This is a genomic window from Rhizobium ecuadorense (genome assembly GCF_001187535.1).
In the GTDB taxonomy this organism is placed as follows: Bacteria; Pseudomonadota; Alphaproteobacteria; order Rhizobiales; family Rhizobiaceae; genus Rhizobium; species Rhizobium ecuadorense.
Genome location: NZ_LFIO01000947.1, coordinates 1 through 13,585 on the forward strand (window position 1 = coordinate 1; position 13,585 = coordinate 13,585).

At 62.5% G+C, this 13,585-nt stretch carries 12 protein-coding genes; 8 read left to right on the forward strand and 4 right to left on the reverse strand.

All coding sequences use genetic code 11. The features are described from left to right. Nucleotides 1–164 precede the first annotated feature (164 nt). Genes AF337_RS16670 through AF337_RS16680 form a run of 3 tightly spaced genes read left to right on the forward strand, consistent with a single transcriptional unit; the run spans nucleotide 165 to nucleotide 4,075 of the window. Nucleotides 165–2,873: a sensor histidine kinase gene (locus AF337_RS16670; protein ID WP_049732912.1), complete on the forward strand. Its 2,709-nt coding sequence runs from the start codon at nucleotides 165–167 to the stop codon at nucleotides 2,871–2,873. After that, a complete protein-coding gene (locus AF337_RS16675) occupies nucleotides 2,870–3,562 on the forward strand; it encodes a response regulator transcription factor (protein ID WP_049732913.1) in 693 nt (230 codons plus the stop codon). Before AF337_RS16670 ends, AF337_RS16675 begins: the two co-directional genes overlap by 4 nt. A gap of 57 nt (nucleotides 3,563–3,619) precedes the next feature. Further along, nucleotides 3,620–4,075, forward strand: a complete 456-nt coding sequence (locus tag AF337_RS16680) for a PTS sugar transporter subunit IIA (protein ID WP_049732914.1) — start codon at nucleotides 3,620–3,622, stop codon at nucleotides 4,073–4,075. A 49-nt stretch (nucleotides 4,076–4,124) separates the two neighbouring features. On the opposite strand, the gene AF337_RS16685 is transcribed toward AF337_RS16680, so the two are convergent. Next, the gene (locus AF337_RS16685) at nucleotides 4,125–5,141 is read right to left on the reverse strand and encodes a porin (protein ID WP_049732915.1); all 1,017 of its coding nucleotides are present in this window, start codon (nucleotides 5,139–5,141) and stop codon (nucleotides 4,125–4,127) included. A 361-nt stretch (nucleotides 5,142–5,502) separates the two neighbouring features. Between AF337_RS16685 and AF337_RS16690 the strand changes: the two genes are divergently transcribed. The 5 genes from AF337_RS16690 to AF337_RS16710 all read left to right on the forward strand — a co-directional run bounded on the left by AF337_RS16690 (nucleotide 5,503) and on the right by AF337_RS16710 (nucleotide 10,329). Further along, complete coding sequence (locus AF337_RS16690; protein WP_049732916.1) at nucleotides 5,503–6,528, forward strand: sulfate ABC transporter substrate-binding protein; 1,026 nt, start codon at nucleotides 5,503–5,505, stop codon at nucleotides 6,526–6,528. A gap of 8 nt (nucleotides 6,529–6,536) precedes the next feature. Then, nucleotides 6,537–7,394 (forward strand): sulfate ABC transporter permease subunit CysT, encoded by an 858-nt coding sequence (gene cysT / locus AF337_RS16695; RefSeq protein ID WP_049732917.1) that lies wholly within the window; start codon nucleotides 6,537–6,539, stop codon nucleotides 7,392–7,394. Then, complete coding sequence (gene cysW / locus AF337_RS16700) at nucleotides 7,384–8,256, forward strand: sulfate ABC transporter permease subunit CysW (protein ID WP_049732918.1); 873 nt, start codon at nucleotides 7,384–7,386, stop codon at nucleotides 8,254–8,256. Before cysT ends, cysW begins: the two co-directional genes overlap by 11 nt. A 10-nt stretch (nucleotides 8,257–8,266) precedes the next feature. Next, complete coding sequence (locus AF337_RS16705) at nucleotides 8,267–9,307, forward strand: sulfate/molybdate ABC transporter ATP-binding protein (protein ID WP_049732919.1); 1,041 nt, start codon at nucleotides 8,267–8,269, stop codon at nucleotides 9,305–9,307. Nucleotides 9,308–9,465: 158 nt separating this feature from the next. Then, nucleotides 9,466–10,329 carry a cell wall hydrolase gene (locus AF337_RS16710; protein ID WP_049732920.1) on the forward strand — a complete coding sequence of 288 codons (864 nt, stop codon included), beginning with the start codon at nucleotides 9,466–9,468 and terminating at the stop codon, nucleotides 10,327–10,329. 35 nt (nucleotides 10,330–10,364) lie between these two features. On the opposite strand, the gene pepT is transcribed toward AF337_RS16710, so the two are convergent. From pepT to AF337_RS16725, 3 genes are all read right to left on the reverse strand, one after another. Beyond that, nucleotides 10,365–11,597 carry a peptidase T gene (gene pepT / locus AF337_RS16715; RefSeq protein ID WP_049732921.1) on the reverse strand — a complete coding sequence of 411 codons (1,233 nt, stop codon included), beginning with the start codon at nucleotides 11,595–11,597 and terminating at the stop codon, nucleotides 10,365–10,367. 93 nt (nucleotides 11,598–11,690) lie between these two features. Further along, nucleotides 11,691–12,749 carry an ABC transporter ATP-binding protein gene (locus tag AF337_RS16720; protein WP_049732922.1) on the reverse strand — a complete coding sequence of 353 codons (1,059 nt, stop codon included), beginning with the start codon at nucleotides 12,747–12,749 and terminating at the stop codon, nucleotides 11,691–11,693. Nucleotides 12,750–12,753: 4 nt separating this feature from the next. After that, entirely contained in the window at nucleotides 12,754–13,584 is an 831-nt protein-coding gene (locus tag AF337_RS16725) for a carbohydrate ABC transporter permease (protein WP_049732923.1), read from the reverse strand. Between the last annotated feature and the right edge of the window lies 1 nt (nucleotide 13,585).

Here is a 13,585-nt window from a genome sequence, read left to right on the forward strand (position 1 = left end):
AAAGCCAACCCCACTCTCCGTCATCCTCGGGCTTGACCCGAGGATCCATGCCGCGGCCGCTGGTGGATGCCGTGTGGATGCTCGGCTCCGGAGTGCCTTGCACCAGTTGAACCAAACATGCCGACCCCTCGGCTTAACCGACGTGATGCAGAAAGACCACACGCATGCCAGACGACAATCGCGACCAGGCCGGCAGGCCATCGCCCGATGCGCTTCTCGAAAAAGCCCGGGCGGAAACGCGTGGCCGTCTGAAGATCTTTCTGGGGGCCGCCCCGGGTGTCGGCAAGACCTATGAGATGCTGATCTCCGGCCGCGCCAAGATCGCCGATGGCCTCGATGTCGTCATCGGCGTTGTCGAGACCCATGGCCGCAAGGAGACCGAGGCGCTGGTCGCCGGTTTCGAGATCATCCCCCGCGTCGAAATCGAGTATAAGGGTCGGTCGCTCGCGGAAATGGACCTCGACGGCATCCTCGCCCGCAGGCCCGATCTCGTGCTGGTCGACGAACTTGCCCATACCAATGCCGAGGGCAGCCGCCATCCGAAACGTTACCTCGACGTCAGGGAATTGCTCGATCGCGGCATCGACGTCTATACGACGCTGAACATCCAGCATGTCGAGAGCCTGAACGACGTGGTCTCTCAGATCACCCGCATCCGGGTGCGCGAGACGGTACCGGATTCGATCATCGACCTTGCCGACGACGTCGAGATCATCGATCTGACGCCCGATGATCTCATCAAGCGCCTGCATGACGGCAAGGTCTACATGCCGCGCACCGCCGAGCGGGCGCTGACCAATTATTTCACCCCGGGCAATCTGACAGCGCTTCGTGAACTGGCGCTGCGCAAGACCGCCCAGCGCGTCGACGACCAGCTGCTGACCCATATGCAGGCCCATGCCATATCGGGCCCCTGGGCGGCAGGCGAGCGTGTGCTCGTCTCGGTCGACCATCATCCGCGCTCCGCCTCGCTGGTGCGCTACGCCGCCCGCATGGCCTCGCGCCTGCGCGCCCCCTGGGCGGCCGTCTATATCGAGACCAACCGCTCGATCAATCTGACCGAAGCCGAACGCGATACCGTCGCCGCCACGCTGCGGCTTGCCGAACAGCTCGGCGGCGAGGCGATCACCCTTCCCGGCCGCGAGGTGGCAGAAGAGCTCGTCCGCCACGCCAGCGCCAACAATGTCACCCATATCGTCATCGGCGCCCCGAAAAAGCCGACCTGGCGCGACTGGTGGAGCCGCTCGATCACCGACGAGCTGATCCGCAAGACCGGCGAGATCAGCGTCCATGTCATCTCCGGCACCGAGAAGGACGGCACCACGGCGCGCGGCATCAAGGCGGCCGCCACCGCGCCGCCACTGGATTTTCGGGCCTATCTGCTGGCGACCGTCTATGTCGCCATCGCGCTCGCCGTCGGCATCGTACTCGACCAGGTGCTCGACGTGCGCAACCTGGCGCTGGTCTTCCTGATGGCGGTGCTGACTTCCGCCGTCCTGCACGGGTTGCGGCCAGCGCTTTACAGCTGCATCCTCGGCGCACTGTCCTTCAACTTCTTCTTTCTGCCGCCGCGCTACACCCTGACGATCAGCGATCCGGAAAGCGTGCTCGCCCTGTTCTTCTTCCTCGGCGTCGCCATCATCGCCAGCAATCTGACCGCGACCGTGCAGCGCCAGGCCGCCGCCGCGAGGCAGCGGGCGCGCACCACCGAAGATCTCTATCTCTTCTCGAAAAAGCTCGCCGGCACTGGCACGCTCGACGACGTGCTCTGGGCGACCGCCTTCCAGCTCGCCTCAATGCTGAAGGTCCGGGTCGTGCTGCTGCTGCCCGAGGAAGGCAGCATCGCCGTCAAGGCCGGTTATCCCCCTGACGACACGCTCGACGACGCCGATATCGCCGCCGCCCGCTGGGCCTGGGAGCACAATCACGCCGCCGGCCGCGGCGCCGACACCCTGCCCGGCGCCAAGCGCCTCTACGTGCCGCTCAGAACCGGGCGCACCGCCGTCGGCGTCATCGGCCTCGACAGCGACCGCCGCGACGGACCGCTGCTGACGCCGGAACAGCAGCGGCTGCTCGACGCGCTGGCCGACCAGGCGGCCCTTGCCATCGAACGTGTCCAGCTCGTCGCCGATGTCGACCGGGCAAGGCTCGCGGCCGAAGCCGACCGGCTGCGCTCGGCCCTGCTGACCTCGATCTCGCACGACCTGAAAACGCCGCTTGCCGCCATCCTCGGCGCCGCCGGCACGCTGCGCGACTATTTCGCCTCGATGCCCGAGGAAGATCGCAGCGACCTGCTTTCCACCGTCGTCGACGAATCCGAGCGCCTCAACCGCTTCATCGCCAACCTGCTCGACATGACCAAGATCGAATCCGGGGCGATGGAGCCGAATTCCGCGCCGCATTATGCCGGCGATATCGTCGGCAGCGCGCTACGCCGCGCCACCAAGATCCTCGAGCACCACAAGACCGAGATGCGCATTCCCACCGACCTGCCGATGGTGCGCGTCGATCCTGTCCTGTTCGAGCAGGTGATCTTCAACTTGCTCGACAATGCTGCGAAATATGCGCCCGAGGGCTCGGTGATCCATATCGGCGGCTGGGCTGATGCCGACAACGTCGTCCTGCAGGTCTTGGACGAGGGCCCGGGCATCCCGCCGGCCGACCTCACCCGTGTCTTCGACACCTTCTACCGGGTGCGCAAGGGCGATCAGGTGCGCGCCGGCACGGGCCTCGGCCTTTCCATCTGCCGCGGCTTCATCGAGGCGATGGGCGGCACGATCACGGCCGGCAACCGGACGGGCGGCCCTGGCGCCGTCTTCACCATCCGCCTGCCGAAACCCACCGACATTCCGAAACTGGATGAACTCAAATGACCGGTTCAGCCGTCAAAATTCTCGTCGTCGACGACGAACCGCCGATCCGCAAGCTGCTCCGCGTCGGCCTCACCGCGCAAGGCTATGAGGTGCAGGAGGCGGCAAACGCCGCGAGCGCCCGCCAGTCGATTGCCGACGGCATGCCCGACCTCATCGTGCTCGACCTCGGCCTTCCCGACACATCAGGCCATGACTTGCTTCAGGCGTGGCGCGATGAAGGACTTTCCATGCCCATCGTCATCCTCTCCAGCCGCACCGACGAGGCCGGCATCGTCACAGCGCTGGAAAGCGGCGCCGACGATTACGTCACCAAGCCCTTCGGCGTCAACGAACTCGGCGCCCGCATCCGTGTGGCGCTGCGCCACCGGCTGCAGCAGCAAGGGGAAAAGGCGATCTTTCAGACCGGCGGGCTGTCGATCGACCTCGTCAAGCGCATCGTCAAGGTCGACGGCCAGGACATAAAACTGTCGCCGAAGGAATACGACATCCTGCGGGTGCTCGCCCAGTACGCCGGCAAGGTGCTGACCCACCAGTTTCTTCTAAAGCAGGTATGGGGGCCGGCCGCCGATGTGCAGTATCTGCGCGTCTATATCAGGCAGCTGCGGCAAAAAGTCGAACAGATTCCCGACCAGCCGCACTATATCACCACCGAGACCGGCGTCGGCTACCGGCTCAGGGAACCGGACTGACCGCCCTTCCCTCCCGCTGCCCGAACAGTATCGAGCCCAAACAGCATCGAGAATAACATGAACCTTCCCAACATCATCCGCCCGGAACACACCTTCATCGGCGTGCCGGCGCCGACGAAATGGCGCGCGCTGCAGGGTATAGCGGATAAGGCGGCCAAGGCTTTCTCCGTCGACGGCCAGTCCATCCTGAAGGCGCTCGAAGCGCGCGAGAAGCTCGGCTCCACCGGGATCGGCAACGGCATCGCCATTCCGCATGCGGCGATCGACGGCATGAGCAGCCCGCGGGGCTTGCTCATCCGCTTCGCCCAGCCGCTGGATTTCGAAGCGATCGACGATATCCCGACCGATATCGCTTTCGTGCTGCTCTTCGGGGAAAACAATCGCAGCGAATATCTGAACGTGCTGTCCGCCATCGCGCGGCGGCTGCAATCTGACGGCGTGCTTGCCGCCATGCGCAAGGCAAGAACGGCCGACGAATTTTATTCCGATTTCATCGCCGATTCCAGGGTGTAAAAGAAGCGCGACCCAAAGGTCGCGCCTCCCCGTCTGTAGTCAGACTGTCTTAGAAATCGCGCTGGAAGCGCAGGAAGCCGAACACGTCGTCGTCGCCTTCGTCCTCATCGTGATACTGCACGCTGAGCTTCGAACGCAGGTCTTCGACGATCTGGTAGTCGATCGTGACACCAGTCGTGTAGGCGCTGCCGCCGGTGAAGCCATTGCCGTCAGCTTCGAGAGCGATGTTTTCGAAGTACTGGAAGCCGGGGGTAACCGACCACTTGTCGTTGATCTTCAAGGCGTATTCCGCTGCGATCGTCCATTCGGACTCTTCGTAGTAGTAGTTGGCGCCGCTTGCCCAAATGCCGGCGATGCCGAGCGTGCCCGGGCCGATATCGGCATAGACGATGCCGCGGACCGCGACTTCGCTGGTGTCGGTGTCATAACCGGCCAGCAGGTAGGCGCTGATGGCGCCGGCCTTGTAGGAGACCTGGCCTGCGACACCGAAGTTGTTCGGGCCTTCGCCCGGCTTGGTGGCGTAGTCTTCTTCCAGTTCGTCGACCGAGATGCCGGCCGCGAAAGCGCCCGCCTCGTACTGATAACGGATCGAGTTGTGGGTCGTTTCGTTGCTGGCGAGCGTATCGGTCTCGCCGCTCATGTCATCATCCCACCAGCTGTAAAGCTTACCGACGCGGAAGCCGGCAATATCGATATAGCCTTCATCCAACAGAGCTTCCTGATCGGAAGCATTGTCGGCATTGTAACGCAGCGTCATGACGCCGGTGAGCGTGCCGTACTCGGTGTCGTTCTTGGCCTGGAAAGTGACCTGACCGCGAGTCCAGAAATTGACGTCGGAATCGCCGGAGATATGGTCACCGAAGCGTACTTCGGTACGGATATAACCGCCGATCGAAAGGCATGTTTCCGTTCCCGGAATATAAAAATAGCCGGTCCCGTAGGCGTCGCAAACGCGAACATATTCCACGGGCTCGGGTTCCGCCGCCACGATGGCGTCGGCTGCGCGGGCTCCGGAGGCCGCGGCAAGGGCGGCTACGGAGGCAAAAAGGATAGTTCTGATATTCATTTTCAATGGCCCTAAACAGGTTTGGAATGTGGGGCGCATGGTCAAGGGATGCCCCCACGTAGCGGTCGGAGAATACGACCGCACGGTCGCCATATAGGAATGCACAAGTGTCATCGCGGCAAAATCGGGGCAAAAATCCGCACGACCATGGCGCTTTCATGGAGGAACTGTGGCGGAAAAAACACGGTCCGGCGGCCGACGGTACTGGTCAACAATTGGCCGCGGCCAACTCCGGCACGTCTATTTCAAAATCACCCCTCAAATGGAATGACATTCTAACGATAGGGGAGGAGCGGGAAGAACCTTCGTTTCATTATACGACTGACTTGATAGAGTTAAGACAGAAAACAGGAGGGTTCCCATGCAGACACAACGGCTCACCCGGCTCCTCGCGGCCGCGGTCATGGCGGGCAGCTTCGCGATCGGGAGCATTGCTCCTGCCTTCGCGGATCAGACGCTGCTCAACGTTTCCTACGATCCGACCCGCGAATTGTATAAGGATTTCAATGCCGCCTTTGCCGCCAAGTGGCAAAAGGACAGCGGTGAGACCGTGACGATCCAGGCTTCGCATGGCGGCTCCGGCGCCCAGGCCCGCTCGGTCATCGACGGCCTCGACGCCGATGTCGTCACGCTGGCGCTCGAAGGCGATATCGACGCCATCGCCAAGGCCACCGGCAAGATCCCGGCCGACTGGAAGACAAAATTCCCCAACAATTCGACGCCTTATACGTCGACGATCGTCTTCCTCGTTCGCAAGGGCAACCCGAAGGGCATCAAGGATTGGGGCGACCTGGTCAAGGACGACGTGCAGGTCATCACGCCGAACCCGAAGACCTCCGGCGGCGCCCGCTGGAACTTCCTCGCCGCCTGGGCATGGGCCAAGCAGGCGAATGGCGGCGACGAAGCCAAGGCGCAGGATTACGTCGCCAAGCTGCTGCAGCACGTTCCGGTTCTCGATACCGGCGCCCGCGGCGCCACCACCACCTTCGTTCAGCGCGGCCTCGGCGACGTGCTGCTTGCCTGGGAAAACGAAGCCTATCTCTCGCTCGAGGAACTCGGTCCCGACCAGTTCGAGATCGTCACGCCGACCTTCTCCATCCGCGCCGACCCGCCGGTCGCCATCGTCGACGGCAATGTCGACAAGAAGGGCACGCGCAAGGTCGCCGAAGCCTATCTCAACTACCTCTATTCGGACGAAGGCCAGAAGATCGCCGCCAAGCACTATTACCGGCCGATCAAGCCGGAAGCCGCCGATCCGGCCGATATCGCCCGCTTCCCGAAGCTGACGCTTGCGACCATCGACGACTTCGGCGGCTGGAAAAGCGCACAGCCGAAATTCTTCGGCGATGGCGGGGTATTTGACCAGATCTACAAGCCGGCCCAATAATAGACTTCATGAAAGCACATAGCCCCACGCGGTGGCGGTTCAGGCGGCCGAGTGTCATTCCGGGTTTCGGAATGGCGCTCGGCTTTACCTTGACCTGGCTCACCCTTCTGATCCTCATCCCGCTCTCGGGCCTTGCCGTCCGGTCGAGCGCGCTCGGCTGGGAGAAATTCTGGTCGATCGCGCTCGATCCGCGCACGCTGAACGCGCTGCGCATCAGCTTCGGGAGCGCCTTCATCGCCGCTGTTGTCAATGCCGTCTTCGGCATCCTGCTGGCCTGGGTGCTGGTGCGCTACCGCTTTCCCGGCAAGCGCATCATCGATGCCATGGTCGACCTGCCCTTCGCGCTGCCGACCGCCGTTGCCGGCATCGCGCTGACGACGCTTTATGCGCCGAACGGTTGGATCGGCCAGTTCCTGACGCCGCTCGGCATCAAGATCGCCTTTACGCCTGCCGGCATCGTCGTGGCGCTGATCTTCGTCGGCCTGCCCTTCGTGGTGCGCACCGTGCAGCCGGTGATGGAGGAAATCGACAAGGAGGTGGAGGAAGCCGCAGCGACACTCGGCGCCAACCGCTTCCAAACGATTTTCCGCGTGCTGCTGCCGGGGCTCGCTCCGGCCGTGCTCACCGGCTTTGCGCTCGCCTTTGCCCGCGGCGTCGGCGAATACGGCTCGGTCATCTTCATCGCCGGCAACCTGCCGTTCAAATCGGAGATCGCGCCGCTGCTGATCATCATCAAGCTCGAAGAGTATAATTATGCGGCGGCGACCGGCATTGCGGCGATCATGCTGATCATCTCGTTCTCCATGCTGCTGGTTATCAATCTCATTCAGAGCTGGAGCAGGCGGAGGTACGGCTATGGCGCTTGATGCAACCGCTCAACCGGTGAAGCTGCGTTCGGTCACCACCGAAAACCGGATCGCGCGCTTCACGCTGATCATCGTCTCACTGATCTTCCTGCTGCTGATCCTGCTGCTGCCGCTTGCAGCCGTCTTCGTCGAGGCCTTCCGCAAGGGTGCCGGCCCCTTCATCGAGGCGCTCGGCGATGCCGAAACCTTCTCGGCGATCCGCCTGACGCTGATCGTTGCCGGTGTCAGCGTTCCCCTCAACCTCATCTTCGGGGTTGCCGCCGCCTGGGCGATCGCCAAGTTCGAGTTCAAGGGCAAGGCCTTCCTGACGACGCTGATCGACCTGCCCTTCTCGGTTTCCCCGGTCATATCGGGCTTGGTCTTCGTGCTGCTGTTCGGCGCCAATACCTGGCTCGGCCAGTGGCTCAGCGCCCACGACATCAAGATCCTGTTTGCGGTGCCGGGGCTGATCCTCGCCACCATGTTCGTCACCTTTCCCTTCGTCGCCCGCGAGCTGATCCCGCTGATGCAGGAACAGGGAACGGCCGACGAAGAGGCGGCCCTTTCGCTCGGCGCCAGCGGCTGGCAGACCTTCTGGCACGTGACGCTGCCGAACATCAAATGGGGCCTGCTCTACGGCGTGCTTCTCTGCAACGCCCGCGCCATGGGCGAATTCGGCGCCGTCTCGGTGGTGTCGGGCCATATCCGCGGCCAGACGAACACCATGCCGCTGCAGGTGGAAATTCTCTATAACGAGTATAATTTCACCGGCGCTTTTGCCGTCGCCACGCTTTTGGCCTTGCTGGCGCTCGTCACTCTTGTTTTGAAGACGCTGCTGGAAATGCGCTATAGCGCTGAAATCTCAGCCAGCCGGCGGCACTGAAGGATTTGGAATGGAAGTACGCGTTCAAAACATCCGCAAGGAATTCGATCGTTTTCCGGCACTGCACGATGTCTCGCTCGGCATCCGCTCCGGCGAGCTGATCGCCCTGCTCGGCCCGTCGGGCTCCGGCAAGACGACATTGCTGCGCCTGATCGCCGGTCTCGAAAGCCCGACGGAGGGGCAGATCTTCTTCGGCGACGAGGATGCCTCGAAGAAATCGGTGCAGCAGCGCAATATCGGCTTCGTCTTCCAGCATTATGCCCTGTTTCGCTACATGACGGTGCTCGACAACGTCTCCTTCGGCCTGAGGGTCAGAAACAGCGCGCGGCGGCCCGCCAAGGCCGATATCCGCAAGCGGGCGCTTGAGCTGCTCGACCTCGTGCAGCTCTCCGGCCTGGAAAAACGCTACCCGGCCCAGCTTTCCGGCGGCCAGCGCCAGCGCGTGGCGCTCGCCCGCGCCATGGCCGTCGAGCCGAACGTGCTGCTGCTCGACGAGCCCTTCGGGGCGCTCGACGCCCAGGTGCGCAAGGACCTACGCAAATGGCTGCGCGAGATCCACGACCGCACCGGCCACACCACCGTCTTCGTCACCCACGACCAGGACGAGGCGCTGGAGCTTGCCGACCGCGTCGTCGTCATGAGCCAGGGGGCGATCGAGCAGGTCGGCACGCCTGACGAAGTCTACGACAATCCGAACTCGCCCTTCGTCTTCGGCTTCATCGGCCAGTCGAACTGCCTGCAGGTCGAAATCTCAGAGGGCGACATCCGCTTCGAAGGCCGCTCGCTCGGCCTTAATGCCGAGGGCGAGCCTGATGGCACGGCGCAGCTCTATTTCCGCCCGCATGATGTCAGGCTCTGCGAATCGGCTGAAAACTGCATCGCCGGCCAGCCGGTCTCCAGCCGCCGTGTCGCCGGCACCCGGCACATCGAACTGGATATCGGCAACGACCGCCCGCATATCGAGATCGAGTTGCCGCCGAGCGAGGCCGACAGACTTGACCGCCACCGCGTGGCCTTCAAGCCGACCCGCTGGAAGCTGTTCCGCAGCTGATGGAGGTTGTTGTCACGACCCGCCTCCTCGCAGGACTCTCATGTGGCGAGAGTCCCTTTTGGTTTTTGTGATCTATGGTTGTTTGTATTTTTGTCACATGACGAGTAAAAGATTTTCACGTTAATAAGTAGGACTAATCCCACAGGAGGCACCTTGCGTTGAGGGCGGAGATTTCCTTTGGAAAATCCCTGATCGGGGTTTTGTTCGTAGGACTGGCGGCCACAGGCTGCACAACGACACCGAAACCGGCGGCAACGGCGGCGAAGACGAAGCAACCGGCGAAAGTTACCTTCAACTATACGAACAAGGACCGTGACTGCCTGCAGCGCGCGATGTATTTCGAATCGCAGCATTCGGATGAAGACGGCTACATGGCCGTCGGAACCGTCGTCATGAACCGGCTGACGTCAGGGGCTTATCCCCCGTCGATTTGCGGCGTCGTCGCCCAGGAAAAGCAGTTTGCGCCGGGCGTGATGACGCGCGAAGTCAAGCCGCAGGCCGAAACCGAGCTTGCGACCGCCGCCGATGCGATCCTCAAAGGCGCCCGCCATCCTGCGGTCAAGGATGCGATGTTCTTCCACACCGATGGGCTGAAATTTCCCTACAACAACATGCATTATGTGGCGGTCGCCGGCGGCAATGCCTTCTACGAGAAGCGCGGCGCCGACGGCATGCTCCAAACACCGCCGCCCCTGCCCGCCTATGAGGTGGCGATGAATTATGTGCCTGGTGAAAGCATGCTGCCGCCGCAATTCGAGGCGCTAATCCCCTCGGCCGTTCCGGTTCCTCTACCGGCTCCGGATCCGATGCCGACAGCGAGCACGATGTCGCCGATCAATGCGACGCCCACGGCACGGATGGCGCCCATCGCAAATCCCATGCCGATGCAGATCACGGCGCCGGTGACCTTGCCGGAACCCTCGATCGAACCCGACCCGGGAATGCGGATCGCGATCCCCATCCCCCGCCCCGCTTTTGACAGCGTCATGCTGCGCGGCAGCGTTGAGGCGAACGGCGGCTAAAGCTGTTTCGGTTTTTCGCGAAATAAAGGCGCGCCTTAAGCGCGCTCTTCCCAGACCTTGGCCAGTTCCACGATCGTCTTGACCGCCTTTTCCATATCCTGGCGGCTGACCCATTCGAGCGGCGAGTGGAAGGCATGGCCGCCGGCGAAGATGTTCGGGCATGGCAGGCCCATGAAGGAGAGGCGCGAGCCATCGGTGCCGCCGCGGATGCTGCCGCGCACCGGCGTCATGCCGGCCCGGCGCACCGCTTCGATGGCGTTGTCGACGATCTCGGGGTGCCGGTCGAGCACCACCTTCATGTTGCGATACTGCTCCTTGACCTGGAAATGATAGGCCGAGCCGGGATAGCCCGCCATCACCTTCTTGACGATGGCCTCGAGCATCACCTCCTTTTCAACGAGCCCCTTGTCGGTGAAATCGCGGATGATGAAGCTCAGCGACGCCTTTTCCATCGAGCCGGTCACACCGACCGGATGGATGAAGCCCTGCTTGCCCTCGGTGGTCTCCGGTGCCATCTCCTTCGGCAGCCGGTCGATGATGGCGCCGGCGATCTTGATGGCGTTTTCCATCCGGTCCTTGGCAAAGCCGGGATGGATCGCGACGCCCGAGATGGCGATCTCGACGCCATCGGCCGAGAAGGTCTCGTCCTCGATGTGGCCTGATGTCTCGCCGTCCATCGTATAGGCGAAGTCGGCACCGAGTTTCCTCAAGTCGACCTTGTTGACGCCGCGCCCGACTTCCTCGTCGGGGGTGAACAGGATCTTGATCGTCCCATGCCTTATATCGGGATTGTCGACCAGGAACTGCGCCGCCGTCATGATTTCCGCCAGCCCGGCCTTATCGTCGGCGCCGAGCAAGGTCGCGCCATCGGTGGTGACGATGTCGTTGCCGATCTGGTTATTCAGCTCCGGATGCTCGGAAACCCGGATGAGCCGGCTCGGATCGCCGGTAAGTTTGATGTCGCCGCCGGCATAATTCCGCACGATCTGCGGCTTGACGCCGGTGCCGCTGAAATCGGGCGCCGTATCCATATGCGAGCAGAAACAAATGACCGGCACCGCCTTGTCGCTATTTCCAGGAATGGTCGCATAGACATAACCGTGTTCGTCGAGATGCGCGTCGGCAAGGCCGATCTTCAGCAATTCCTCGACCAGCACCCGGCCGAGATCCTTCTGTTTTTCGGTGGTCGGCTGCGTCGACGAGGCAGGGTCGGATTGGGTGTCGATAACGGTATAACGGAGAAAGCGGTCGAGAACGGTATCGGTCATGGCATCCAGTCCAGCATGATCACCCCAGTGATATAATCCTCCCGGGCGATGCGGCAAAAGATTTTCCGCTCGCAGCGCGCGAGAATCGGCCGTTCATCCCAAACGTTTTCCCTCGCCGTCGAACACATGCAGATATTTCGCCGGGAAGGCCACGTTCACCTTCGGGCCTGCCTTCAGCGCTTCGCGATCGAGCGTGAAAATCTTGAACGGCAGGCCATGCAGGGCAAGATGCAGGATGATGCCGAAGCCGGTGGGTTCGACGAGTTCGACATCGGTGGCGAGGCCCGCCCCGTCATTCGTCATCAGCACATGCTCCGGCCGGATGCCGAGCGTCACCTTGGCGCCATCTTCAAGCGGCAGCGGCTTTGCCAGCGGCACGATCGTGCCGTCCTGCAGCTTGACGCCGCCTTCGACATAGCTCGCCTCGAGGAAATTCATCCCCGGCGAGCCGATGAAGCCGGCAACGAAGAGATTGGCAGGGCGGTCATAAAGTTCCAGCGGACTGCCGACCTGCTGCACCACGCCGCCATGCATGGCGACGATCCGGTCGGCCAGCGTCATCGCCTCGATCTGGTCATGGGTGACGTAGATCGAGGTCGCCTTCAGGTCGCCGTGCAGCTTCTTGATTTCGGCGCGCATCTGTTCGCGCAGGCGCGCATCGAGATTGGAGAGCGGCTCATCGAACAAAAAGGCCTTCGGCTGACGCACGATGGCGCGGCCCATGGCGACGCGCTGGCGCTGGCCGCCGGAAAGCGCCTTCGGCCGCCGTTCGAGCAACGGGTCGAGGCCGAGCTTGCCGGCTGCCGCTGCCACGGCACTTGCTATCTTCTCCTTGGCCGTCTTCCGCAGTTTCAGGCTGTAGCTCATATTGCCGGCGACGTTCATATGCGGATAGAGCGCATAGGACTGGAACACCATGGCGATGTCGCGGTCCTTCGGATGCAGCTCGTTCACCCGGGCGCCTGAAATGCGGATCTCGCCTGATGTGACATCCTCCAGCCCGGCGATCATGCGCAAGAGCGTTGATTTGCCGCAGCCGGAGGGGCCCACGAGCACGACGAACTCGCCGTCCTTGATCTCAAGGTCGACGCCGTGCAGCACCTGCACATGGCCATAGGCTTTACGGATATTCTGGATATCGATCGATGCCATTTGTTTAACCCTTGACCGCGCCGGCCGTCAGGCCCTGGACGAGATAACGCTGGATGAGCAGGAAGAAGAGGCCGGCCGGAATGAGCGCCATGACGCCCGCCGCCATCATCTGCCCGAAATCCACCGAGAATTTCGAAACGAAGGTGAGCAGCCCGACCGGGAAGGTCGCCGCGTCATTGCCGTTGATCAGCATCAGCGCGAAGAGCAACTCGCTCCAGGCGGCGGTGAAGACGAAACCCAGCGTGGCGGCAATCCCCGGCAGCGTGAGCGGCAGAATGATCTGGCGAAACGCCGTGAACTGCGTTGCCCCGTCGATCATCGCCGCCTCTTCCAGATCCTTGGGAATTCCATCGAAGAAGGACTGCATCAGGAAGGTGGCGAAGGGCACGTTGAAGGCGGTGTAGACGATGACGAGCCCGGCCAGGCTGTTGGTCAGATGCAAGGGCGACAGGATCTTGAAGATCGGCGCGACCAGCATGACGAGCGGAAACATCTGGGTCAGCAGCATCAGCGCGACGATCCAGTATTTTGCCCGGAAATTGAAGCGCGACAGCGCGTAGCCGGAGAGCGAGGCGCAGATCGTCACGGTCACCGCCGTCGAGGCCGAGACGATCAGGCTGTTTTTGAAGAAGGTCGGAAAGGCGCTGTGCTGCAGCACGAAGGCATAGTGATCCCAGGTCGTGCGCGAGGGCCACATGCGCACACCTTCGCTATAAAGCAGGTCGTTCGGCGTCACCGAGACCTTGAGCAGCCAGAACAGCGGGAAGAGCGCGAAGGCGATATAGCAGAGGATCGCCAGACGGTGCGCGACGGTGGGGATGACGGATCGTCTCATC